The 24047-nt window shown below is 55.6% G+C and carries 19 protein-coding genes; 11 read left to right on the top strand and 8 right to left on the bottom strand.

Annotation, left to right across the window (positions count from 1 at the left end):
* Both RE6C_RS28055 and RE6C_RS28050 read right to left on the bottom strand, forming a co-directional pair.
* The coding region (locus tag RE6C_RS28055; protein WP_008662198.1) for an ABC transporter permease at window positions 1–1023 on the bottom strand (1023 nt) is incomplete at its 3' end.
* A gap of 82 nt (window positions 1024–1105) precedes the next feature.
* On the bottom strand, window positions 1106–2725 hold the full coding sequence (locus tag RE6C_RS28050) for a CmpA/NrtA family ABC transporter substrate-binding protein (protein WP_039963684.1): 1620 nt from the start codon (window positions 2723–2725) through the stop codon (window positions 1106–1108).
* Window positions 2726–3440: 715 nt separating this feature from the next.
* Between RE6C_RS28050 and RE6C_RS28045 the strand changes: the two genes are divergently transcribed.
* From RE6C_RS28045 to RE6C_RS28030, 4 genes are all read left to right on the top strand, one after another.
* The gene (locus tag RE6C_RS28045; RefSeq protein WP_008662192.1) at window positions 3441–5078 is read left to right on the top strand and encodes an alginate export family protein; all 1638 of its coding nucleotides are present in this window, start codon (window positions 3441–3443) and stop codon (window positions 5076–5078) included.
* A gap of 327 nt (window positions 5079–5405) precedes the next feature.
* Window positions 5406–6302, top strand: coding sequence for a UDP-2,3-diacylglucosamine diphosphatase (locus tag RE6C_RS28040; protein ID WP_081605777.1), 897 nt, complete (start codon window positions 5406–5408; stop codon window positions 6300–6302).
* A gap of 48 nt (window positions 6303–6350) precedes the next feature.
* A complete protein-coding gene (locus tag RE6C_RS28035) occupies window positions 6351–7598 on the top strand; it encodes a BtaA family protein (RefSeq protein ID WP_008662187.1) in 1248 nt (415 codons plus the stop codon).
* Complete coding sequence (locus RE6C_RS28030; RefSeq protein ID WP_008662186.1) at window positions 7595–8350, top strand: class I SAM-dependent methyltransferase; 756 nt, start codon at window positions 7595–7597, stop codon at window positions 8348–8350. Before RE6C_RS28035 ends, RE6C_RS28030 begins: the two co-directional genes overlap by 4 nt.
* A 22-nt stretch (window positions 8351–8372) precedes the next feature.
* Here the strand turns inward: RE6C_RS28030 and RE6C_RS33180 are convergent, their stop codons facing one another.
* Together RE6C_RS33180 and RE6C_RS28020 are read right to left on the bottom strand one after the other, a co-directional pair.
* Entirely contained in the window at window positions 8373–8558 is a 186-nt protein-coding gene (locus tag RE6C_RS33180; RefSeq protein WP_008662185.1) for a hypothetical protein, read from the bottom strand.
* Between the two features lie 447 nt (window positions 8559–9005).
* Window positions 9006–10460, bottom strand: a complete 1455-nt coding sequence (locus tag RE6C_RS28020; RefSeq protein WP_039963683.1) for a sulfatase — start codon at window positions 10458–10460, stop codon at window positions 9006–9008.
* A gap of 208 nt (window positions 10461–10668) precedes the next feature.
* Between RE6C_RS28020 and RE6C_RS28015 the strand changes: the two genes are divergently transcribed.
* From RE6C_RS28015 to RE6C_RS28005, 3 genes are read left to right on the top strand one after another with little or no spacing between them, the layout of a single operon-like run.
* Window positions 10669–12165 (top strand): sulfatase-like hydrolase/transferase, encoded by a 1497-nt coding sequence (locus RE6C_RS28015; protein ID WP_008662181.1) that lies wholly within the window; start codon window positions 10669–10671, stop codon window positions 12163–12165.
* Window positions 12162–12575: a (2Fe-2S) ferredoxin domain-containing protein gene (locus RE6C_RS28010; protein ID WP_008662179.1), complete on the top strand. Its 414-nt coding sequence runs from the start codon at window positions 12162–12164 to the stop codon at window positions 12573–12575. Before RE6C_RS28015 ends, RE6C_RS28010 begins: the two co-directional genes overlap by 4 nt.
* Window positions 12576–12625: 50 nt before the next feature.
* Window positions 12626–14728, top strand: coding sequence for an FAD-dependent oxidoreductase (locus RE6C_RS28005; RefSeq protein ID WP_008662177.1), 2103 nt, complete (start codon window positions 12626–12628; stop codon window positions 14726–14728).
* A gap of 89 nt (window positions 14729–14817) precedes the next feature.
* On the opposite strand, the gene RE6C_RS28000 is transcribed toward RE6C_RS28005, so the two are convergent.
* Window positions 14818–15369, bottom strand: a complete 552-nt coding sequence (locus RE6C_RS28000; RefSeq protein ID WP_039963693.1) for an FKBP-type peptidyl-prolyl cis-trans isomerase — start codon at window positions 15367–15369, stop codon at window positions 14818–14820.
* 283 nt (window positions 15370–15652) lie between these two features.
* Here RE6C_RS28000 and RE6C_RS27990 point away from each other — a divergent pair, with 283 nt between their 5' ends.
* Window positions 15653–15952, top strand: a complete 300-nt coding sequence (locus tag RE6C_RS27990; RefSeq protein WP_008662174.1) for an MTH1187 family thiamine-binding protein — start codon at window positions 15653–15655, stop codon at window positions 15950–15952.
* Between the two features lie 717 nt (window positions 15953–16669).
* Window positions 16670–17179, top strand: a complete 510-nt coding sequence (locus tag RE6C_RS27980; protein ID WP_008662171.1) for a transposase — start codon at window positions 16670–16672, stop codon at window positions 17177–17179.
* Window positions 17180–17313: 134 nt separating this feature from the next.
* Here the strand turns inward: RE6C_RS27980 and RE6C_RS27975 are convergent, their stop codons facing one another.
* Together RE6C_RS27975 and RE6C_RS27970 are read right to left on the bottom strand one after the other, a co-directional pair.
* The gene (locus RE6C_RS27975) at window positions 17314–19710 is read right to left on the bottom strand and encodes a heavy metal translocating P-type ATPase (protein WP_008662170.1); all 2397 of its coding nucleotides are present in this window, start codon (window positions 19708–19710) and stop codon (window positions 17314–17316) included.
* Between the two features lie 141 nt (window positions 19711–19851).
* On the bottom strand, window positions 19852–21807 hold the full coding sequence (locus tag RE6C_RS27970) for a hypothetical protein (protein WP_008662169.1): 1956 nt from the start codon (window positions 21805–21807) through the stop codon (window positions 19852–19854).
* Window positions 21808–22012: 205 nt separating this feature from the next.
* Between RE6C_RS27970 and pyrE the strand changes: the two genes are divergently transcribed.
* Window positions 22013–22594, top strand: a complete 582-nt coding sequence (gene pyrE / locus RE6C_RS27965; RefSeq protein ID WP_236618581.1) for an orotate phosphoribosyltransferase — start codon at window positions 22013–22015, stop codon at window positions 22592–22594.
* On the opposite strand, the gene RE6C_RS27960 is transcribed toward pyrE, so the two are convergent.
* Entirely contained in the window at window positions 22595–22810 is a 216-nt protein-coding gene (locus RE6C_RS27960; protein ID WP_007324903.1) for a hypothetical protein, read from the bottom strand.
* A gap of 191 nt (window positions 22811–23001) precedes the next feature.
* Here RE6C_RS27960 and RE6C_RS27955 point away from each other — a divergent pair, with 191 nt between their 5' ends.
* On the top strand, window positions 23002–24045 hold the full coding sequence (locus RE6C_RS27955; protein ID WP_008662166.1) for an efflux RND transporter periplasmic adaptor subunit: 1044 nt from the start codon (window positions 23002–23004) through the stop codon (window positions 24043–24045).
* Window positions 24046–24047: the final 2 nt, after the last annotated feature.

The raw sequence follows: 24047 nt of genomic DNA, 5'->3' as shown, positions 1-24047 counted from the left end.
GCTGAAGGCGATGCGGGCGTAAGTGAGTTCGCTACCGTTTTGAAATTCGTCCCACACAAACTTTCCCAGTCCGGGGTTTTGAGCGAGCATGTCGGCGGCGATCAAAACCATCCAGCCAACGCCCAGACTGATCCGCATTCCCGCAAACATCAGTGGCAAACTGGCCGGCAAGATGATCTTGGTCAGACGTTGCCACCAAGACAGCCGAAGCACGTCGGCAACGTTGATGAAGTCTTTGTCGACACTGGCAACACCGAGCGTTGTGTTGACCAACGTGGGCCAAAGTGAACACAAGCACACGGTCGATGCTGAGATCAGGAATGCTTTGTTGAAAAACGTTTCGCCGCTGGAGTAACCGGCGTAGTACCACATGATGACGATGAACGCCAAAGGCAACCAAGCCAGAGGACTGACGGGTTTGAAGATCTGAATGAACGGTGTCATGGCCGCGTTGAACCATGGACTCATCCCGCAGAGGACTCCAACCGGAACCGCAACGATGGTCGCCAAGAAGAAACCGAAGAACACCGTTTTGACGCTCGTCCAAATTTGATCGATGAACGTTGGGGCGCTCGAGGGCGTGAAGTTTGCGGCGGTGACAGCTCGCTTCTTCAACGTCAACGATTTGTTCTCAAGAAGTGTTTTGGTTTGACCGGTTTCCTTTGCCGCCGCAGCGGTGTAGGCGTTTGACTCGGCCAATAGCTGAACCGCTTCCGTCAGCTTTCCTTGTTTGGCCGCTTTGTCGGCGGCGCGTTGGTCGTAATGCATTGCGATCAGCTGCTTGCCCGCCGCCCAAGTCGCTTGTGGACTGGGCAGTTTGGCACTGTCCGTCACAACCGTTGATGCGGCTCCGGCCCAGAGCAACAGAAACACGCTGACCGCCACGATTGGAAGCAAAATGAATTTCGCGATTCCAATGCACTGTTCCCGTTTGTCCTCGCCTGCTGCCAGTCGAACAAACGGTTCAAGAATCGGAAGTCCGGCCACGTCGCAGAAGCGGAGAAGATTGCCACGCCAATTCATCAGGGGATACGTCCAAAAAATGGTGGAAAGGTGAATGCAAAAAGGGAATCAAAGCGGGCTCGTGAGAGCCCAAATGGGGTGGCTATTTCTTGGCCAACGACTCGTCGTCCTTGTTGCCAATTTCAAAGCTGTTGATGTAGCCAATCGGATCTTTCGCGTCGTACTTGTTCCCGTCGATGAACTCAGTTGTGACGGCGCGGTAGCCGTCGTAGTCTGGGGCTGGGATCTCGTTCGGATCGAGTTTGCCTTCGCTAATCAACAGCTCAGCAGCCTGGCGATAGATCTCTGGCTTGTAGATCTTCTTGGCGGTTTCGGCGTACCAGCTGGCTGGTTTGGATTCCGTGATTTGTCCCCAGCGTCGCATCTGAGTCAGGAACCAAATCGCATCGCTGTAGTGCGGGTAGCTGGCTTCGTGCTTGAAGAACACGTTGAAGTCAGGCATTTCGCGAACGTCGGTGGATTGGAAGACGAACGTGCCCATCATCGAGTTGCCGATCACTTCCTTCTCTGCACCGACATAGTCTTTGCGGCTGAGGATCTCGACGGCTTCTTCGCGATTGACCAGTTTGCCGGAGTCATCGGTTGCATCCAACCATTTACCAGCTCGGATCAGAGCCTTGATCACGGCCAAGTGAGTTTGTGGATGCTTCTCCGCCCATTCTTCGGTGACACCGAAGACCTTTTCAGGGTTGTTCTTCCAGATGTCGTAGTTGGTGGTGACGGGAACACCGATGCCGGTCACGACCGCTTTTTGATTCCATGGTTCGCCAACGCAGTAACCTTTGACGATGTCAGCTTCCAAGTTCTGTGGCATTTGCGGGGGTGGAACCGTCGACAATTTGACTTGCGCGTCGGTGAAGCCCTTGATGTCAGACTCGGTGTACATGCCCGGGTGGATTCCCGAAGCGGCCAACCAATAACGGATCTCGTAGTTGTGAGTGCTGACCGGGAACACCATGCCCATTGGGAACGGTTCGCCCGCGTCTTGCAGGTAGTCGTCAACGATCGGTTTTAGGCTGGCGGCACTGATGGGATGTTTGGGGGTGGGGCTCTTTAGGTCAGGATCGTTCTCCTGCATCTGTGCCCAGACTTCATTGCTGACCGTGATGCCGTTGCCGTTGTAGTCCAGGCTGTACGCGGTCACGATTGGCGACTGGGTGCCAACACCGATCGTTGCACCGATGGGCTGGCCGGCCAACATGTGTGCGCCGTCGAGTTGCCCGTTGATGACATTGTCGAGCAGGATCTTCCAGTTCGATTGTGTTTCGAGTGTGACGTTGAGACCTTCGTCGTCGAAGTAGCCCATCTCTTTGGCGATCACCAAGGGGGCACAGTCGGTCAGTTTGATGAAGCCGAATGTGAGGTCCGATTTTTCCAAGTCCAACATTGCGGCGGACTCGGTTGGATCGACGTCGACTTCAATCTTGCTGATATCAACCTTTGCTGCGGCGGCTTCGAGATCCTCCAGTGAGACGCCGGAGTCAGAACAACCGGTGAAGACACTGGCGAGAGCGATACAACCGAGCAACGCGAATTTGTTTGTGGCTGTGATCGCTTTCTTCCATGCGGATCCGGCGGTCTTTTTCGAATTTGCCGTTTGGCGCGTTCCCGCTGATTCGCTCCGCGAAGTGACTTCTGATTCGGTGGAGATGAGCGGTACGCTCTGTGATTCGAGGCAGAAGCCGGGAACGCGAAAAAGCATTGGAAAACTGTCCGACGAGAAGAGTGCTGAAACCGAGAGCAATAAAGTGGCATCAGTGATACAGGTTTGAGGAGTCGCAAGCGTCATGCCGGATGCAGGGGCGCGAAGTGCGCTACCGGTGTTTGTGGTGGGTAAGGGCACCTAGTGGTATCCCAATGAGTGATTCATGCGCAAAACGACTTCTTCGGCCGATTGAAAAATCATTGGCAGCATCGGCTCTGCTTAAGTCTTCAGCAGATCGAAAGCGACTCTGCACGCGAATTGGGCAGGTGCTTAGAGACGTGTTTCGGACCAGAATCTGTCCGCAGTAGCACGGGGGAGAATGCCTATTCTTAAACAGACTTTTCGAGTGCGAAGCTCTCTCTTACCCCGTCATTTTGCCGCAAATGGTCGCGGAGTGGTCGTGTGAAAACGTCACCGCAAACCGTTGCGAGCAAAGCAAATCCGCTGCTGATTGAGTTGGGGGACTTTGATCATTGCAACGTCTGAGTGCGGTTGGTGGGGACACATATTGCAACCCTTTGCACTTGCGGATTCAGCATCACTTTGAATGCGCCGATAGCCAAAACGGGTCGCTATGAAGACTTGGATGTTGAGTTCGTTTCATCTCCGATTCATTGGACTTCCTTTATCTCAGGCGGAAGGAAACAAGGCGATCCAAATCGATCCGGATGATTCGAATTCACAGTCCACTCCATGAAGGAGGCACAACGCCATGTCCCAACGCAACTGGAAACGCCGCTTGCTCAGTGCGATCGCGATCGCAACAGCAGCCATTTCCACTCACGCTCACGCTCAAGACACTTCCGGTCTCGAACCGGTCGAGGTCCTCGTATTTCAACAGGACTCGGGGGCTCTCACGGAACCTGGTCCTTCGCCGACTTCTTCGACGGAAGAGCCCGCTGCTTCCTCGATTGTTGATTCGCAGTCACCAATCGCGGAACCAGTCGTGGACACGTCCACGTACTCGGACCCATACGCTTCGTACTCCGCACCCTGCACCTGCTGTGCAAACGGTTGCTGCACGAAGAAGAAGAAAGAAGCTGCGATGGCAAAGATGAAAGGTGCCTATCAAGGCGTCTTTTATGCCAACGACTTCAGCTACCTCGATGACCCTTGCTACGACGGCCCATCGTTCTTCGGCGACTCGCTGAAGGGAATGTTCAACGGCACATTGGACGTGGGTGGCGAAGCACGCGTTCGCTATCACAACGAAAATAACCACCGCGGATTGGGCATCACCGGCAACGATGATAACTTTTGGTTGACTCGTTACCGCATGTTTGCCAACTGGCGTTTGTCAGACAATCTTCGGTTCTACGGCGAGTACTTGTACGCGGACTCGGGCGGGGAGTTGTTCAACAACCGTCCAATCGAAGAGAACCGCGGCGAAGCACAAAACTTGTTCTTGGAAGCACAGTTGACGGACAACCTGTCTGTTCGCGGTGGTCGCCAAGAGTTGTTGTTGGGGGCTCAGCGTTTGATCTCGCCTTTGGATTGGGCCAACACTCGTCGTACCTTTGATGGTGTGCGTGCGACCTACGCAAACAAAGACGGTTCGATCGATGCGTTCTACACCCACCCCGTGAAACGCACCGCTGCCTACGAAGACAAGTGGGATGCCACAAACCAAGACGTTCAGTTCTTTGGCGCGTACATGACCCGCAAAGACACTTGGTTGGGGCAGTGGGAAAACTACTACCTCGGCCTTAACAACGACACCACCAATTTCGATTACCACACAATCGGTAGCCGTATCGTTGGCAAGACTGACTCGAATTGGTTGTACGAGTACGAAGGCGGAACACAATTCGGAACCAACAGCGATGGGACCGACCACAGTGCCGGGTTCTTCACTGGTGGTTTGGGACGTCAAGTCGCGATGACCAGTGATTGGAAACCAACGCTTTGGTTCTGGTACGACTACGCTTCGGGTGGAGATGACGATCTTCGCGGTGGCGATGGCTTCGACCACATGTTCCCGTTGGCTCACAAGTATCTGGGCTTCATGGATTTGTTTGGGCGTCGAAACATTCATGACATCAACGCTCAGTTCATCACGCCGTTCTTCGGCGAGAAGGTCAAGTTGGTGCTCTGGTACCACTACTTCATGTTGGACGAGAAAACCACTCCGTTTAACGTCGTGATGAATCCAAGCAATCCTGGCAACGCTGCGGGCGATCGTGAACTCGGGCACGAAATTGATGTCTTGTTCCAGATCGCGCTCAACCCACGCAACAGTGCTTTGATCGGCTACTCGCACTTCAATTCGGGCAAGTACTACAGCACCACCGCCGGTGTGCAGGACTTGGACGCCGACTTCTTCTACTTCCAGTATCAAATGCGATTCTAGGTCGCGACTTCGGAAGCCAAGAAAGCAATTCGATCGCCCGGTGTGTCTCACATCGGGCGATCTTTTTATGCGCGATGATGTTCCGGTTGTCGCGCCGGATTGCGACGTCGATTCGATTCAGGAACACGGGGTTCTGTCTTGGTTGGGAACTTTCCTGCAACCCGCATCGAGCGTTAACAAGAACGTCACACTCGGTTGATACTCTTCGCTCGAAATCAATTTCAAGCAACGGTCGACCAACGCTGGATTCCACACCGGTGACTCAACGCAGGATCTGTTTGAGTCGTGGTCGGACGTTCCCATCCCTTCCAAGCCAAGGACGCTGGCATGCAGAGGCCCGCCCCGACGTCGGTCCGGACCCTCTTGGTAAGCGATGTGCATCTCGGATCGAAGCATTCGCGTGCCGAAGAGTTTCTGGTGTTTCTGCGTGAGTTCCAGCCCGAGTCGTTGTACTTGGTTGGGGACTTCATCGATGGCTGGAAGATCAACACGGGTTGGCACTGGTCGAGTGTTTGCGACGAGATCATTGCTCATCTGATTAGCCTGGCTCGACGCGGCACAAAGATTCATTACGTCGCCGGCAACCATGACGCATTCCTACGCAACCCGGCTTTTCGGGCAGGGTGTTTGGCGACGTTGCCACGATTTGAAGTCGGCAATGAGTTCGTTTTGGAGACCGAAGCGGGCTGGAAGTTCCTGATCACGCACGGTGATCTTTTCGATTGCGTCGAGAGCAACGTTCCTTGGTTGTCCAAGGGAACGACAGCGGTCTATGACGCGTGCTTGAGCATGAACCGTTTGTTCCATCGAGCATGGCAGCCGAGCGATCGCAATCCCTATGGGGTTTGCTCGGTTCTCAAAGACCGAGTCAAGCGTTGGATTCGCTTCGTCAGCGATTTCGAAAGTCGCATTCTGGATCACGCGAAACAACGCGAATGCAATGGAGTCATCTGCGGTCACATCCACACGCCTGACATCGTGAGCAGCGATTCGATGTGGTACTGCAACACGGGCGATTGGGTCGAGAACTGCACCGGGCTGGTGGAACGCCACGATGGTCAACTGCACTTGGTCCGACGCTACGACGAGGATTTGTTCCTCCGCCTGCCTGCACATAAAGAAGCCATTCGTCGGTGTTTCGATGACAGCGAAACGGCCGACGTCGAAGCAAACGAACTCGTTTCGGTCAACGGCGAAACGGCATCGCACGGTTACGCCGCTTGACGCATTGAATCACTCAGTATTTCTCAATCAATCGAAAGACAACTCCGCATGGTCGCAAATTGGCTCGGCAACAAGTGCTTCAAAGTCGTTCACCAAAAGAACCTGGTCTACAACACTTGTTGGGAAGATCCTCGGATTGACCGGCAAGCTCTTTCGCTGGGATCGGACGATTCTGTTCTGGTGATCACCTCCGCCGGTTGCAATGCGTTGGACTATGCACTGCAGGCCCCCAAGTCCGTTCACGCGGTGGACATGAACCCGCTGCAAAACGCGTTGTTGGAACTGAAGTGCGCCTCCATTCGCACGCTGAAATTCCAAGACTTCTTCGACGTGTTTGGTCGCGGTTACCATTCCGATTGGCAATCGCTCTACCACAATCATGTTCGTGGTTCGTTGACGCCGGACGCACGTGCGATTTGGGACCGACGTTTGGACTTCTTTGATGGAACGTCTCGTCGGAAGAGTTTTTACTTTCGCGGCACATCGGGATTGTTCGCTTGGTTGGTCAACGGCTACCTGAAACGTCCCGCCGGTTTGAAGGAAGCGATCTCGGAGTTGCTGCAAGCGGAATCGGTGGATCAACAGCGAGAGATCTATCAGGAACGCGACATCAATCGGTTGCTCTGGAGCAAACCGCTTCGTTGGGCGTTGCGTCGTGACACAACGCTGGCGATGCTCGGTGTCCCCCGCAGTCAACGCAACCAGCTCGATCAATGCTATCCCGGTGGTATCGGTGGATTTATCCAAGACCGGATCGAAGCGGTGTTTAAAACGCTGCCGCTTCGTGACAACTACTTTTGGCGAGTCTACCTGACGGGGAGCTACACGCCTGAGTGCTGCCCGGAATATCTCAAAGAGGCGAACTTTGAAACGCTGAAAGGTGGTTTGGTCGATCGCGTTCACACGCACACCAACACGGTCGAAGGCTTCTTGACCGGCCATAATCAGCCCATCTCGCGATTTGTGTTGCTTGATCACATGGATTGGTTGTACGACCGCTATCCCGAGTTGTTGGCATCGGAGTGGCAAAGCATTCTGAATCGTGCCACCTCCGACGCTCGCGTTTTGTGGCGAAGTGCGGCGTTGGCGGTCGACTTTGTCAATCCTTTGATGTTGCAGCATGAAGGCAGCCAAGTTCAATTGGGCGATCTGCTTCATTACCATGAGGAATTGGCGACATCCCTGCACGCTCGCGACCGGGTTCACACCTATGGCAGCTTCTACATCGCTGATTTATTCGGACGCCCCTCCGGTGAAGTCAGCACGACGCCCGCGTCCGCTGGAGTCGCAGCATGAGTGAGGCCATCAAACCCACTTCCCGTTTTGACGATCTCAAAGTCCTTTGGCACTTGTTGGTCCGTCCCGTTCGCGGTGACACTCACGGCGAGCGATTGGAAAGTTTTTACGAAGGCCAGGCGTCGCACTATGATTCGTTTCGTGCGAGGCTTCTGCACGGGCGGTCAGAATTAATGTCGTGGGTGGACTTCCCTGAGGACGGTGTTTGGGTCGATTTCGGTGCGGGTACCGGACACAACTTGTTCTCCGTGGAAGAACAGTCGAAGGCCCTTTCCGAGGTTCACCTAGTCGACCTTTCGCAATCACTTTTGAAGGTCGCCTCGGAGCGGATTGAGGAGCGTGAACTCAAAAATGTGACGCTGCATCATGCGGATGCGACCAAGTTTGAACTGCCTGAAAATAGCGTGGACGTCGTCACGTATTCGTATTCGTTGACGATGATTCCGGATTGGTTCGAGAGCGTTTTGATTGCTCGGCGAATCCTCAAGCCGGGCGGAATCATCGCCGTGACCGACTTTCACGTCTCACGCAAACATGCCGCGGCAACGAGTCGCCAACATGGTTGGCTGCGGCGGACATTTTGGTCGCTTTGGTTTGCGTCGGACAATGTCTACTTGTCCAGCGATCATCTTGCGATGCTCAGCCGCCAATTCGAGACCGAACGTTGCGACGAGCGGTTGGGAAGCGTTCCCTACATGCCGCTCATCAAGGCACCGTATTACTTGTTCCTCGGTCGGAAGCCAACCAGTTGAGGAGCGATAGTACTTCGTTCGCTCACCAAGCCTTGGACCAACTCGCGATGACGGAGTAGTCCGTTTCGAGTTGGATGCCGTCGAGGTCTTGTGCGATGGTGGGAACGATTTCAAAGTTGAGGTAGTGCTCGTGAGCCATCAACTGGGTGCCGATTCCGAGGTTGTACCAGTAACCGCCTCGGAATTCTTCGACGTTGGTTGAGATCACCAAATTGTCGGCTGAAGAGTCGGATCCTTCGTAATCGGTACGCCAAAGATGCTCACCGCGGAGCGAGACTGACCAGTTGTCTGTCAGCAGAACGCTGGTCCATGAGTTCAGACGAAACTCATCGCTGACGCTGTACCCACGGTAGTAGAGACCGATGTTGATCTAAAGCTCAGGTGCATTCTAAATGTTTTAGTGGTCTGTCACGACTTGTTTGTAGGGTAGTGGACGAGGCCACGAGTCCTGAACTGGCGTCAAATCCAAGGCCTCGTGGCCTCGTCCACTACGATCAACCCAAACTTTCAGCTGTGATAGACCACTAGGACCTCGGAGACTGACTTAAATCGGGAGGTTAAGAGTAAGCAAACGCTTTGGTCCATTTGATCTGCAGAACCGGCGTCTGCCGTCGTGCTTGATCATCAATCGGTTCTTGAAACAAAACCGTGAGCATCACTTGGTGATTGGGAAGCGGGCGTTGTGTTGTTGCAGTGTCCGCTGCAATTCACGTCGCAACTGCGATGTGAGCTCCGCTTGCTGGGTAGATAAATCCTTCTGTTCGCCGATGTCGCTGGAAAGATCGTAGAGCTCCACTCGATTGTCCTCCGCGAATTGCAACAGCTTGTACCGGCCACGTCGAATTGCTGACTGCGGGCGAGTCCGGCTGGTAGCAAAATCATCGATGCCGATCGAGTCCGGTGCTTTGGCAAACCCTTTCTCGGGATGGTAGTACGGAAAATGCCAAATCAGGGGACGTGGTTCGCCGGTCGACGTGGACTTGCCACGCAACGAGTCAGCAAAGCTTTCTCCATCACACTTCGGTGGATTACCGCCCGCCCAGTCGACCATTGTGGGTAGCAAGTCGTACCCGATCACCGGACGTTTAATTTCAGTTTGTGGTTGGACAACATCCGGCCAGCGAACGATCATCGGCACACGAATGCCACCTTCGTACAGGTTCCATTTGGAACCTCGCAGCGGTGCGTTGGCGGTGTACTCCGGATGACCACCGTTGTCGGAACAGAAAACCACGATGGTCCGATCGGCTTGTCCGGATTCCTCCAGTGAATCAAGGATTTGGCCAACGTGATGGTCGAACGTTTCCAAGAAGGCGGCGTATTCGATCCGGTTCTTTCGCTTCTTCGAATCGGAGGGAACCCGAGCATCATACTTTTCTCGCAGCCATTGGCACGGCGTTCGGACTGGCGTGTGGACATAAAACGAAGACGCCATCGCGAAGTACGGACGGTCGTGTTCCTGTCGAAGAAAGTCGCCGACACGCTGAACCATGGAATCAGACGCGAATTTTCCAACCTCGGTGATCGTTTCGATGGGTGAATGTTGCCAATCGTAAGGATGCGCTCCGTAGTCTTCCTCGGCGATCTCGAACCCTTGCTTCACCGGGCCGTGTGTGGGGCTCCATCCCAAATAACGTTCATGGTGAGAGCTGACATGCCACTTGCCAAAGAACGCGGTTTGATAACCCTCGTCTTTCAAGCACTCAGCGATGGTTCGCTCTTTGAGCGGTAGGTTCAGTGTCAACGGAGGTGCTGACATCGGCGTTGGGAAGTCGATCTTCTGCCGTCCCGGTTCGTTCTTGGTGACAAATTCGAACTGCAGTCGAGCGGGTGTCTTGCCGGTCAGAATCGATGCCCGTGAGGCGGAACAAATGGGGGCGGGCGAATACGCTTGAGTGAAGCGAGCACCCTCGGATGCCAACCGATCCAAATGAGGTGTGTCATGCCACGGGTGCCCGTAGCAGCCAAGGTCCGACCACGCCAAGTCATCCGCCAGAATGAACAAGATGTTCGGGCTATCCTCGTCGTCGGCCACCGCGAATGGCGAGCTTGATGCAATGAGACAACCAAAGACAGCGACAGCCTTTGCGAGGAAGGATGGCTTGGACATTGCGTTGGATGGTGGGGAAGGTGCGTCGAAACGCGGCGGGAACACGGTGTCGCTATTGAAGGATGAACACCTGTGAAGCGACGGGGAGAGATGTTTTTTGTCTTCTTGGTCGCTAGAGTCGCTAGCATCTTGGGTGGATGCCCTGGTGTCAAATACACTGTGCCTCCCCTCAGTCCCGCCTTCCAGATCGAACCCCGCCCCAGCCAACATGCCAGCGCCCAACCTTGCCGCGGTTTCTCGCCTCGTTTTCCTGTCACTGACTGTTTTCTTCGCCACCAAAGCTTCGCGTGCCGCTGAATCGGCCCCGCCAAACATTGTGGTGATCCTGGCCGACGATATGGGCTACGGTGACATGGGATGCATGGGCAGCCAAACTTTACAAACGCCAAACCTGGATCGATTGGCCGAGTCCGGCGTGTTGTGCTCGCAGGCCTACGTGGCCAGTGCGGTGTGTTCGCCTTCAAGAGCAGGGTTGCTGACCGGCCGTGATCCTCGGCGGTTTGGCTACGAAGGCAACCTGAATGCATCGGACGAACGCTACGCGACTCGGCCCGAGTTGTTGGGATTGCCGGTCAGCGAGAAAACGCTGGGCGACCATCTCGGCGCGGCCGGTTATGCGACCGCTTTGATTGGCAAGTGGCACTTGGGGATGGGCGAGATGCATCATCCCAATCGTCGAGGCTTCGATCACTTCTGTGGGATGCTTACCGGCAGTCATCACTACTTTCCGACGACGATGAATCACGTCATCGAACGGAACGGGCAACGTGTGGAAGATTTTTCCAACGAATACCTGACGGACTTCTTCACCGACGAAGGTTTGCGATTCATCGATCAGCACGAAGCCGCGAAACCGGATCAGCCCTGGTTTGTGTTTTACTCGTACAACGCGCCGCACACGCCGATGCACGCCACGGAAGCCGACTTGGCTCGCTTCGCAAACATTCAAAACAAGAAACGCCGGACCTACGCGGCGATGATGTTCGCGCTTGATCGCGGCGTCGGTCGAATTCGCAAGCACTTGGAAGAAACCGGGCAGTGGAAAAACACGTTGTTGGTTTTCTTTTCCGACAACGGCGGTGCGACCAACAACGGCAGTTGGAATGGGCCACTTCGAGGTGTGAAAGGATCCATGCGAGAAGGCGGGATTCGCGTGCCCATGATTTGGACTTGGCCGGCCAAGTTTCCAGCTGGCAAACGCTACGACGGCGTGATCAGTTCGCTGGACTTGCTGCCGACGTTTTGTTCCGCGGCTGGCGCTCAGCCGTTGGCACTTGCTGAACCCATGTCTCACGAAGACGCGTCCAATCGCAAACGCATGAACCGTTTGGCTGGCACACACGACGGAATTGAAATGACGCCTCATTTGGTTGATGGCAGCGAACCGCCCAGTCGGCGATTGTATTGGCGATTGCAAGGTCAAGCAGCGATCTTGGATGGTACTGACAAGCTTCTACGTCCCTCGCATCGCCCGGCTGAGTTGTTTGAGGTTTCCACCGACGTCTCCGAAAGCCATGACTTGTCGGCACAGAACCCCGACCGCTTTCGCGAACTGTATGGCGAACTGGGAGCGTGGGAATCCATGCTGACAACGGTTCCGTTGTGGGGATCTTCGCCGTATTGGTCAGGGCAATCCGCGAAACACTATGACGCTTGGGAACCACGGCCCGAACCAGAAACGACGTCAGTCAAGGAGACCCCATGACCTCTGAATCAAACTCCAAATCGAAAGAAGCCATCAATCCAAGCGACCCTGAATCCTTGCGAGCGATCGCGGGCAAGCTCGGTATCCATACCGCGAAACGACATCTGTTTTTGTGTGCGGATCAGACCAAGCCCAAGTGCTGCGACAAGGAAGCCAGTTTGGAGTCGTGGAACTACCTCAAGCGACGGCTCAAAGAACTTGGTCTGGTTGGGACTGACGCCAGTGTCATTCGCACCAAAGCCAACTGTTTGCAGGTTTGTGCGGCCGGCCCGATCGCGGTTGTCTATCCCGATGGCGTTTGGTATCGCGACTGCACTCCGGAGGTGCTCGAACGCATCATCCAAGAACATCTGATTGGTGGTGAAGTCGTGGAAGAACACTGCTTCACTCGCAACGAGTTGAATCGCTGAATTGACTGCCTTGATTTTCACTTGATCACAATTTCTCCCAGGACGTTTGCATGAGTCGGACAACACGAGCGAACATCGTTTTTTCATTGGTGCTGGTAATGGCCGTTTGGTCGGTGCCAACCAGAGCGGCGGATCCCGAACCAGTGGACCTGGTTGTCTACGGCGGCACCTCGGCCGGAATCGCCGCTGCGGTTCAGGCTCATCGGATGGGCAAGACGGTGATCGTGATCGAACCCAGTCAACGTATCGGTGGTCTGACCACGGGCGGATTGGGGCAAACCGACATCGGGAACAAGGCGGCCATTGGAGGGATCGCTCGCGAGTTCTACGAAGACGTCGCGGAATACTACCAAGAACCCGCGGCATGGAAGTTTCAACGATCGTATGAGTATCGTGGCGGAGGTCAATCGAAAACCGCGGCGGGGGAAGCTGCGATGTGGACGTTTGAACCCAGCGCGGCGTTGTCGATCTACGAAGATTGGATTGAACGAGACGGCATCCGAGTCGACTACGGCAAACGTCTCGATCGGTCCGCAGTGATGATGACTCGTAGCCTGCCGGCTCGGATCATCGCGATTCGAATGGAGTCGGGTGAAACCTATCGGGCCCGCATGTTTATCGACGCGACTTACGAAGGCGACCTGATGGCCGCCGCGGGTGTCAGCTACACAGTGGGACGAGAGGCGAACTCGCAATACGGCGAAACGCTCAATGGTGTGCAGACCAAGATGGCGATTCATCACCAGCTTCGAAAAGGCATTGATCCGTATGTCGTTCCCGGCGATGCCAGCAGCGGGTTGCTTCCGCACATCGATCCAGAAGGACCGGGTGAAGAAGGCGGTGCTGACCACCGGGTGCAGGCCTACTGCTTTCGGATGTGCTTGACCGATCATCCTCAGAATCGAATCCCGTTCGAAAAACCGGATGGATATCAGCCGCTGTGGTACGAGTTGATGCTTCGCAACTACGAAGCGGGTGAAGACGCGGCTCCGTGGATCAATTCTTCCATGCCCAACCGCAAGACCGACACGAACAATCGATTGGGCTTCTCAACGGACTTCATCGGCCAAAACTACGACTATCCGGAAGCCAGCTACGAAGAGCGTGAAAAGATCGTCGCGGAACATCTCTTGTATCAACAAGGTTTGATGTGGACGTTGGCCAATCACCCTCGCGTTCCCGAAAACGTTCGCAGGCAAGTTTCGCGTTGGGGAATGTGCAAGGACGAATTTGTTGAGGGCAATGGCTGGCAAGACCAACTCTACATTCGCGAAGCGCGACGGATGGTCGGTGAGTATGTGATGACACAGAAGAACTGCCAGGGGGTGCCGGTCGAAGACTCGATCGGATTGGCGGCGTACACAATGGATTCGCACAACCAGCAACGTTACGTCGACGAAAACGGACACGTGCGAAACGAAGGCGATGTTCAGGTCGGTGGTTTTCCGCCATACGGAATCAGTTATCGTTCGTTGGTTCCTAAGCGGCGTGAGGTTTCCAATTTGTTGGTGCCGGTTTGTTTATCGGCCACGCACATCGCGTTTGGTTCGATCCGGATGGAACCCGTGTTCATGGTGCTTGGTCAAACAACCGCCACCGCGGCGGCGATTGCGATCGACGACCAAGTCGCGGTTCAAAATGTTGACTATGAACGATTGGCGAATCGTTTGCTGGAAGACAAACAAGTGCTGGCATACACCGGCCCAGAAGCTAAACCTGGGATTGATCCGAAAACACTTGATGGCATCGTCGTCGACAACTCTCAAGCCAAGACGGAAGGTGCTTGGATGGTCAGCAACTCATCGGGGCAACGCGTCGGGATGAATTACTTGCACGATAGTGACGCCAGCAAAGGCGAATGCGTTGTGGTCTATCAAGCCAAATTGAAACGACCGGGACGCTACCAGGTGAACTTGATGTGGCCGGTGCACCCCAACCGCGCCAGCAACACGTTGGTGGCAGTCACGGACGCATCGGGAAAGCAGCACGAGATTCGCGTGAATCAACGCGATTCAAAATCCGGTGGTCGAGCGAAACTAGGTGAGTTTGAATGCGATGCATCCGCGGTCGTCGAGATCAGAAACGACGATTCAGATGGCTACGTCATCGCGGATGCGGTGCAGTTCATTCCGGTCGCCGGTGCCAGCGAATGAGGTCGGCGAATTTCTTCGGCCTGAACAACTTCTTCGGCACGAACGCTGAAGCTGAGGTTGAAGCTTCGTAGACCGATCCGAGCGGGCGTCTACTTCACGCTTTCGAGTTCGACGATGAAGTGCAGAATCGCGTGGGCGGGGATGGATCCAGGCGAGCCACGTTCGCCGTATCCAAGATAGGATGGCACCCACAGTTCGATCATCCCGCCTTCGCCGATGAGTTGCATCCCTTCCGTCCATCCAGCGATGACGCCGTCCAGGGGAAAGGTGGTTGCTTCACCGCGGTCATAGGAATTGTCGAAGACTTTGCCGTTGTTGAGCCAGCCTCGGTAGTGGACCGAAACGGTGTCAAAGGCAGTCGGTTTTTTGCCGTCCGATTTTCGAAGGATCCGATATTTCAGACCGGAGCTGGTTTCGGTGAACTCCAGGGACGCGTCCGAGTCCATGGGGCCCGTGCCAGCTTGTAATTCAGGCCGGTCGACAAACGAAACAAAGTTTGGTTTCGGCGGCTGGGCTTCTGGGAAATCGGGGATCGTTGGTTCAGATACGATCGGCGGGGCGGATGGTGCCGTGGAGCGGCACGCGGGAACGACGATCAGCATGCCCAACAGGCACACTGGCAACCAAGTCTTCATTTCCACTTTCACGCTCCGGTCTTGCATCCTGCATTCCTCCGACACGACCGCCGGAAATGTACTTTGCTTTCATATTTCGATCCGACGGTAGCGAAATCGGGTGGTTCTCGAAAGTCCGATCTTTTCTGGGGTATCGCGTCGAATTTGCGAGAACGCAGGCGAATCTGGTTGTTCGTTCCAGGCTTGAATTACAGGTCGTATGTCGATGGGCGGTGCCGTTGAAGTCACGACCGCGTAAACTCAAAGGGCAATCAACCGAACGAGCCAAAGAGTGAGGGATTCAACTGAGATGAAAGTCATTGTCGATTTATGTGTCGTCCCGATGGGCGTGGGAGTTTCGGTGGGTAAGTACGTTGCCGAGTGCCAGAAAGTATTGGAAGAAGCTGGCTTGGAACACCAACTTCACGCGTATGGCACGAACATCGAAGGTGAGTGGGACGAAGTGTTCGCGGCGATCAAGGTTTGCCACGAACGTGTGCACGCGATCGGTGCTCCACGCATCACGACCAACATCAAAGTCGGAACGCGTACCGATCGCGAGCAAAGCATGCAGGACAAGATCGATAGCGTGGTGGAGAAGAAGCTTTAGATCCTGGCAATAGGGCAGAGGAAATTGGAGGGACTATGTTGATTCCAAAATCCAAACCAACGCTCGAACTTCGGTCCGCGTTGATCGGTGAGGTCGGCTTGAGAGAGACGAATCGTGCGGAGTGTGGTCTCACAACAATATCGTTTCAAAGCCTTGAGTTCCCAAATCGGCACGTGTGGATTGACACTGACTTAGGGGGTGACATCTCGGTCGATCTGGAAGACTGGTCAATTGACGAAACGTGGGACAATGCCGTCGCCAGTTTCATTGCGTGCAATATCGAGTCCGCTTCCATGGTGACAGCGCGCTGGCTTCAAGGAGAGGATCTGGGGTCGTGCCGAAACACAAATGGTTTGCGCGAGTCTCGTAGGCCGGATCAAGGAACGAGGTGACGGAACTCCGGCGGCGAATCTTGTCGCGGTGACGGTGCTTGCTGGATTGCCGTGTGGGACCGGAGGGCTCGCGCCCTGCCGCTAACGAGGGTGGGGATTTGGTTGACCGAAGACTTGACGGGAGCGAGATTTTGTTAGCGGAGTGGCGCAAGCCGCCCGGTGCCGGTCTTCGCATTTTCAGTTGACGTACTAGGCGATCCGGGAAGGAAATGAGTTATCTGTTTACCAGGTAGAATACAAGCGGCACCGTACGGCTTGCTCCGGTAGCACCGAAGAGTGAGCAACGTGTCCGAACTGAACCGCTCATTTCACGAGGAGTTTGAGGTTGCAAGACGACCCAATTGCATTCTTTTTGACTTGGACGTGCTATGGAACCTGGATGCCAGGCGATGATCGCGGCTGGACCAAGTGGCATCGCGGGGACCAGGTGCCGCAACCTCGGCTCGCGAATTGGTGTCGTGGCCAGATGATCGAATCGGCAGTCATTTTGTTACCAGAGCAGCGAACAATGATCGAATCCGTCGTTCGCGAACATTGCAAAAAGCGGTGTTGGTATTTGCACGCTGTCAATTGTCGAACCAACCATTGTCATGTTGTTGTGACGGCACCGAACTACGACGGTGAGAAGGTTCGAGATCAATTGAAGTCATGGGGCAAGCGGCGGATGAAAGAACGTGAGCGTCAGTTGGGTGTCGCTGAAGAATGCGTGCGTGATCGCTGGTGGACGCGGAAGGGAAGTGTGAGATATTTGTTTGATGAGGATTCGCTTGCGGCTGCGACAACGTACGCGTCGGAAGCTCAGGACGTAGGCGGTTCGAGTGCGAACTCGTTATGAGTCAGCAATGTGAGTCCGACGTCGGTTTGGTGGTTGCGTGCGGAACCGGAGGGCTTGCGCCCTGCCGCTAACAGAGTCAGACGCGAACCGCCGCGTATCCCACTCCGAACGTGAGTCCAAGGATCGTCATCAATTTAGTTCGGTGCGTTCAGCTGGATGGTGCGGAGTCGAAGGGCGTTGCCGATGACGGAGACGCTGCTGAAGCTCATCGCGGCGGCGGCGATCATGGGGCTGAGCAAGATTCCAAAGAATGGATACAGCAGACCGGCCGCGATGGGGATTCCCAAGGCGTTGTACGCGAACGCGAAAAATAGGTTTTGGCGGATGTTTCGCATCGTCTTTTGGCTGAGCTGTTTCGCGGCGACCACGCCTCGCAAGTCACCGCCGACCAATGTCACTCCAGCCGACTCCATCGCGACGCTGGTTCCGGTGCCCATTGCGATTCCGACATTGGATGCGGCCAGGGCCGGTGCGTCGTTGATGCCGTCACCACACATCGCAACCGTTTTGCCCTCTTGCTTGAGTTGCTGAACGAAGTCGTGTTTGGCTTCCGGTGACACGTTCGCTCGGAAGTCATCGATCCCAAGTTGTTGCGCCACGGCCTCGGCGGTGGATCGAGCGTCGCCGGTCAGCATCATGACTTGCAGACCCAGTGAGTGCAGGGCTTTGATCGCATCGGGCGTGCTCGGCTTGATCGGATCTTTGATGGCAATGATTGCGGCGAGCGAGCGATCGATAGCGACGTAAACCACCGTGGCTGCGTCCGCTTGGTACTGTTCCGCTTGATCGTGCACAGCGTCCAAGCCCGCCACATTCAGATCGGACAACCAATTGGGGTTGCCGATCGCAACCTGTTTGCCATCGACCTGAGCAACCACGCCTTTCCCGGTTGTGCTTTGAAAATCCTTTGCGACACGTTTTTGAGTGTCGACGGAGTCTGTGTATTCGACGATCGCTCGGCCGAGCGGATGTTCGCTGGATTGTTCGACCGCGGCGGCAATCGACAAGACATCGGATTCGCTCCAGTCGCCTTGCGATTCGATTGCGGTGACCGTGGGACGCCCCTTGGTGAGGGTTCCCGTTTTGTCGACGACGACAGTATCGACCTTTTCCATGATCTCCAGGATTTCCGCATCGCGAATCAAGACGCCTTCTTTGGCACCCCGTCCCACGCCCACCATGACTGACATGGGAGTTGCTAGCCCCAGTGCACACGGGCAGGCGATAATCAAAACGGCGATCGCGGATACGAAGGCGTAGGCCAGCGAAGGTTCGGGGCCAAGGATTGACCACGCGATGAACGCGAGAATGGAACTGAGGATGACGGCTGGCACAAAGTACTGGGCCACTTGATCGACGAGTTTTTGAATTGGGGCTTGGCTGCGTTGAGCGTCGGCGACCATTTGCACGATCCGGTGCAGGACCGTGTCGCTGCCCACTTGTGTGGCTGTCATCTCCAGCGAACCCGATTGATTGAGCGTTCCTCCGGTGAGCGTGTCGCCTTCGTTCTTTTCAACCGGGACTGGTTCGCCCGTCAGCATTGATTCGTCAACCCGCGAGGATCCGCTGGTGACTTCGCCGTCGACGGGGATCTTCTCGCCTGGTCGAATTCGCAAGCGGTCGCCCGATTGAATTTCGTCGAGGGAGACATCTCGTTCGTCGTCCCCATCGATTCGATGGGCGGTGTCAGGTGTGAGCTGCATCAGTTCGCGGATCGCACCGCCGGTTTGTTGGCGAGCTCGCAGTTCGAGGACTTGGCCGAGCAGCACCAACGTGATGATCACCGCGGCCGCTTCGAAGTACAGCGGTGGTCGGTCGGCTTCGTAGAAAGCAGCGGGGATCCAGTCGGGAAGCAGAATCGCGAGGGTGCTGAATCCGAACGCGGCCAATGATCCCAACGCGATCAAGGAGAACATGTTGAGGTTCCAAGATCGGAACGATTTGGCACCGCGGACCAGAAGGGGCCATCCGCACCAGAACACGACGGGAGTCGCGAGTGCGAATTGCAGCCAGCCGTTGATGCTGGGCGAGATCCAGCGATTGATGGGAAGGCCGATCATAGGCCCCATCGACAGGATTAACAGCGGAACCGAAAGTGCGACGCCGATCCAGAACCGGCGTTTCATATCGTTGTACTGGGCTTCGTCCCCCGAAGACGTCGGATCAACGAACTTGGGTTCCAAATCCATCCCGCAGATCGGGCAGTCTCCCGGGCCGATCTGTTCGATCTCCAGGTGCATTGGACAGGTGTAGACGGCTTCGGGATCGTCGGTCGTGCTGGTTTGCGACTTGCCGTGTGAACCGCCACCGCAGCAAGATGGTTTGGTTCCGCAGCAGTCCGACGATTTGGAATCAGCGTTTTTTGTCTTTCGAGATTCCAGAACACCATCGGGGTCAGCTTCAAACTTCTTCTGGCAGCCAGCACAGCAAAAGTAGAAGGTTCGGCCGTCGTGACGACTGGAGAGAGACTTGGCAGGGTCCACCGACATGCCGCAGACGGGGTCGATGGCTTGGATTTCGGTAGGATTCATTGCGTTGGCTTGGGAAGGAGGTATCCCTGCAGCTTACGCAATTCTCATTCCGACTGTTCTGTGGGCAGTTGGGCGACGGTCTTGGGTGACTATCGTACGGGTGTTGTTCGGCGACGGTCTTGGGTGACCATCGTGGGTGGACTAGCGGACGACGAGGGTGAGCCAGCCGTCTTGGGCGTCGATGCCGATGACCTTGGCGGAGCGGCCCGCGAGTGTAGGTAGCTGCAGCGTTGATGGAAGCGTCCATTCGCGATGAAGAAGCGTCATCGGGAACAGCTTGTCAAAGCCTTCTTCGATGTTGGCTTTGATGGCGGTTTGTGAAAGCGTCAAGCGACGGCCACCAGGGAATTTCAAATCGATGTCTTCGTCGCGAATCAGGATCATGCGTCCGTCTTCGGTGATCGCGGGACGATACACCGCGGAAACTTCCAATCGGCGATCCAGTTCCCGGTCACCTTGAGCAAAGCGATCGCCACGCAACCCGATTCGAAGGGTTTGGTCGCGAGCTTCGAAGTAGACCGGACGGAACCCGGAGAAGTCGACTTCGAAAGATTCTGCTGGTTCGTCGTCGGTCACATCCGTTTCCGCGGACGCGTCTTTGTCCGAAGGGATGCCGAACGAGCTGGTGAGGTCGCGCAGTTTTTCTGGCGTGAATGTTTCTCCGGCCAACAACTTCATCACGGTGTTGTTCAGGATACTTTCGTGCACCTGGATCGCGGCGCTGTAGCCACCGGGGTAGGTTCCCGATGAGGTCGCGGTTCGAACCATCGACAGAGATGGGCCTTCACCCGGGGCAGACAACCCGAACGGTCGCCGCATGGTCGCTCGCACATGCACTGTATCGGTGGTTGATCCGATCGTGCGAGTCGGTGCGGGGAGGTCCAGTCGACGCAACCATGGGCTCATCTTCGCATCGAGGTCTGGGAACGTGCGTGACGCCTCTTTATCGGTTTGTTGGCGAAAGCCTTCGAGCAAGCGATCTTGTAGCTTTCTGCGAGAGATCGCTTCGGCTTGCGGTTTCATCTCGGCCGCTTTCTTCGAAGCGATTTTGCGAACGAGTTTGAGCGGGTGATTGATTTGATTGATCTGCGTCGAAAGGCTGGCTGTTGCGATTGGCTCGCCAGCAAAGACTCGCTTTTCGGTGATGACCAATTGTCGAGCCGCGTAGACTTGACCGAAGCCGGATGATCGTAGAGTGACCGGCCCGTTGTAGCCTTTCGTTGATGTCGAAAATTGTCCGTCGAGTCGAATGAGCAAACGGATGTTTCCCTCGGACGGTAGCAACGAACCAGTAACGTTTCCGACGACTCGGGCGTCGCCAATGATGCGGGTGCCGAGCAAGCAATCATTGACTCGTTCAGGATTGTTGACCGGACGGGTGATGGCGTCACTGATCACGCGACCGTCGACGAAGGCACGCAGATTGGGTGATGAGTAACGTCCGGTGATGCGAGCAACCAAATCGCTGGCTTGGTTGGCTGCGGCCAGAGTTTCGACGATCGATTCGATTTGGGCGACTTCTTCGCCGAACAAATCGGCCAGCGTTCGCGGCATGGATTCGGTTTGTTCGTCAGCGTTTTCTTCAGACGAAAGGATGCCGGCAAGTGTTTCAAGTTGCCGCTCGATCACGGCGAGCCCGCGTTCGGGATTGCCATAGCGGAGTGCAGCTAAGTAGCGGTCGAGTGACTCACGCAGTGCGACCAATCGTGAAAGCTCGAGGCCTTCCTCGGGGCCGCTGAGGCGTTGAGAAAGCTCGACCGCAGCGTTGCCTCGTTTCGCGACGGACTCATTGCCTTCGATCGCGGATTGAAGCGGGGCGAAGTCCAGAAATCTCATCCAGGCATCGTGGTTGGAAGGATCTGTCACTCGCTGAAAAAAAGCGTCCGCCGCGTTCATCGCCGCCACCACATCGGCTTCGGTTTGTTCTTGCGATGGCAGTCGATTCGCATCCAACTCGGACTTGGATTGCTCGATCAATTGTAGCCACTGAGTCGTTTCATCCGCGGTCACGAGAGCCTGGTTCACGCAAGCCGATGCACCCGCGAAGGCGATCGCGAAGACGAAACGAAGGGAGCCGCGAAAAACAGAGGAAGGCATGGAGCACGCTGGCGAGAGAATATGCGGGTTGAGAGGAGTGGGTATTTTAGCCGGTGCTGGCGCCATGCAAGGCCCCGATTGGTATCGTGAATCGAACGGCTGTCGGGTTGGACCGCTGGGATAGGTTGGGGCGGGTGTCTGAATCGAAGCGATTGTGGTATTCGTTCCGATTGAACCGCTCACTTCCTCGCTGGAGAATACTTGGATGTCGTCTGACTCGGCCAATCGTGACCTTGCCCCGTTGATCGCCTTGATGGAAACCGAAGCACTCCAGCGTGGTGAGTTCACGCTGGCAAGCGGCAAAAAAGCGAACTACTACCTGGACTGCCGCCGCGTCACTTTGCACCCCAAGGGTGCCGGTTTGATTGGGCGAGCGATGCTGGACGTAGTGTTGGCGAACGCAAAGGAATCTGGTGTCATGCCCGCGGCCGTTGGTGGAATGGCGATTGGTGCCGATCCAATCACCGCATCGATCGTGACTTTGGCCGGTGGCGATGACGTGGATCTGAAAGGCTTTATGGTTCGCAAGGAACCCAAGGGGCACGGTATGGGGCAACAGGTCGAAGGTCCTGTCACACCCGGCCAAAAAGTTGTGATCGTAGAAGACGTGATCACCAGCGGCGGCAGTGCATTGAAAGCCGTGGAAGCGGTCGAAGCATTCGGACTGGAAGTCCAGTACGTGCTCGCGATCATCGACCGCTTGGCGGGAGGTGCCGAGGCATTCGCACAGAAAGGTCTCGAGCTGAAAACGCTGACGACCATTCGCGATTTCGGTTTGGAACCCTGATTAACCCTGAGGCGTGTCAATTTCGACGTGCACGATGATCAGGACATCTCCGGCGGCGAACGAATTCATCGGGCCGCTGCCGGCGGCAGGCGCCGGCGCCAGGTTGCCATTGATGGAAAGGACACGAGCACCGCTTTTGCGGATCCAACGATTGATTTGCCGCTCGAGTTCGGGCAATTCGGAATCCACACCTTTGAAGAGTTTGACTTGTTGCACGACAGTTTCCGGGGGCGGTTCCAAGGAGAACGAATGAGTTTCTTTGTTTCGTCGGTCGGTCGCATGGTGTTGGACGAGATGATGAGCCGACGGCGAGCATCGTAACAAATCCCGACCCGGTTTGGCATTTCTGCCTGATCAGTAGCCCGTTTCGAAAGCGGGCGGCAGTCGACGGCGATTGAATTAGACTGATGATTGGTTTGATTCACTCAACATGCCTCGTCGGAGAGTTGCTGATGCTCGTTTCTGGCACCGAACTCAAAATTTCGAATCTGTTCCATCGTCTCGCTGATGCGTTTACGCTTCGCTGGATGGCCGCAACTCCGGCGGCGTTGGCTGCAGTAACGGTCGCGATGACGGTCGGTGGACCATCCGTCTTATCTGCCGATGATTCGAATGCGATCGTGATCGAAAATGCCCAAACGGTTTTGGTCACCGATATCACATTGGCAGCACCGATTGCCGGACGAGTCATGTCGGTAGCGGTGACCGAGGGACAGGGAATTTCCAAAAGCGATGTGCTCGTTCAGTTGGACGATCGGCGGGCGAAGGCAGAACTGGCGGCAGCCGAATCGGCCGCGAAGGCGGCTGAATTGCGATCGACCAGCGATGTTGATCAGCGATATGCCGAGCGGACACGCGAGGTTCGGATGCGTGAGTTGGAGCAAAGCATCGACGCGAACAAACGCTATCAGAACAGCGTGACTGCGACAGAAATTGATCGATTGCAGTTGGTGATCGACCAAGCGGGGTTGTCGATTGAACAGGCTCGCAAGGAGTTGGAAGTCGCGGAGGCCCAAGCGGACGAGAAACTATCGTTGGTGGAAATGGCCAAGTTCAGGTTGTCTGAGTACCGCGTTGATTCACCGGTCGAAGGCAGTGTGGCCGAAACAATGGTCTCGGTGGGCGAGTGGGTCGAAGCCGGCGCACCATTGCTGCGTGTTGTTTCTTTGGACCCGATCCGAGTGAGCGGATTTGTCGACGGACGCGTGCACGGAAGCGAGCTGAAGGGGCGTCCTGTCGAATTTGAATGGACGCAGTCGATTGATGGTAAAGATCAAAGCATCGTGCTAGGCGGCGAGGTGACGTTTGTGTCGCTCGAAGTTCATCCGGTAAATGCGCAGGTCCGGATGTGGGCCACGCTTCGCAATCCCGACCAAACCGCGAGACCGGGAGTCCGCGGAACGATGCGAATTTTGCCAGCGGTTAGCAAAGCAAAATCGCCGGCTGAATGAGC

It is taken from the genome of Rhodopirellula europaea 6C (assembly GCF_000338295.1).
GTDB classification, from domain to species: Bacteria; Planctomycetota; Planctomycetia; order Pirellulales; family Pirellulaceae; genus Rhodopirellula; species Rhodopirellula europaea.
The sequence above is the reverse complement of the archived record's forward strand: the minus strand, read 5'-3'. Positions and strand labels throughout refer to the sequence as shown.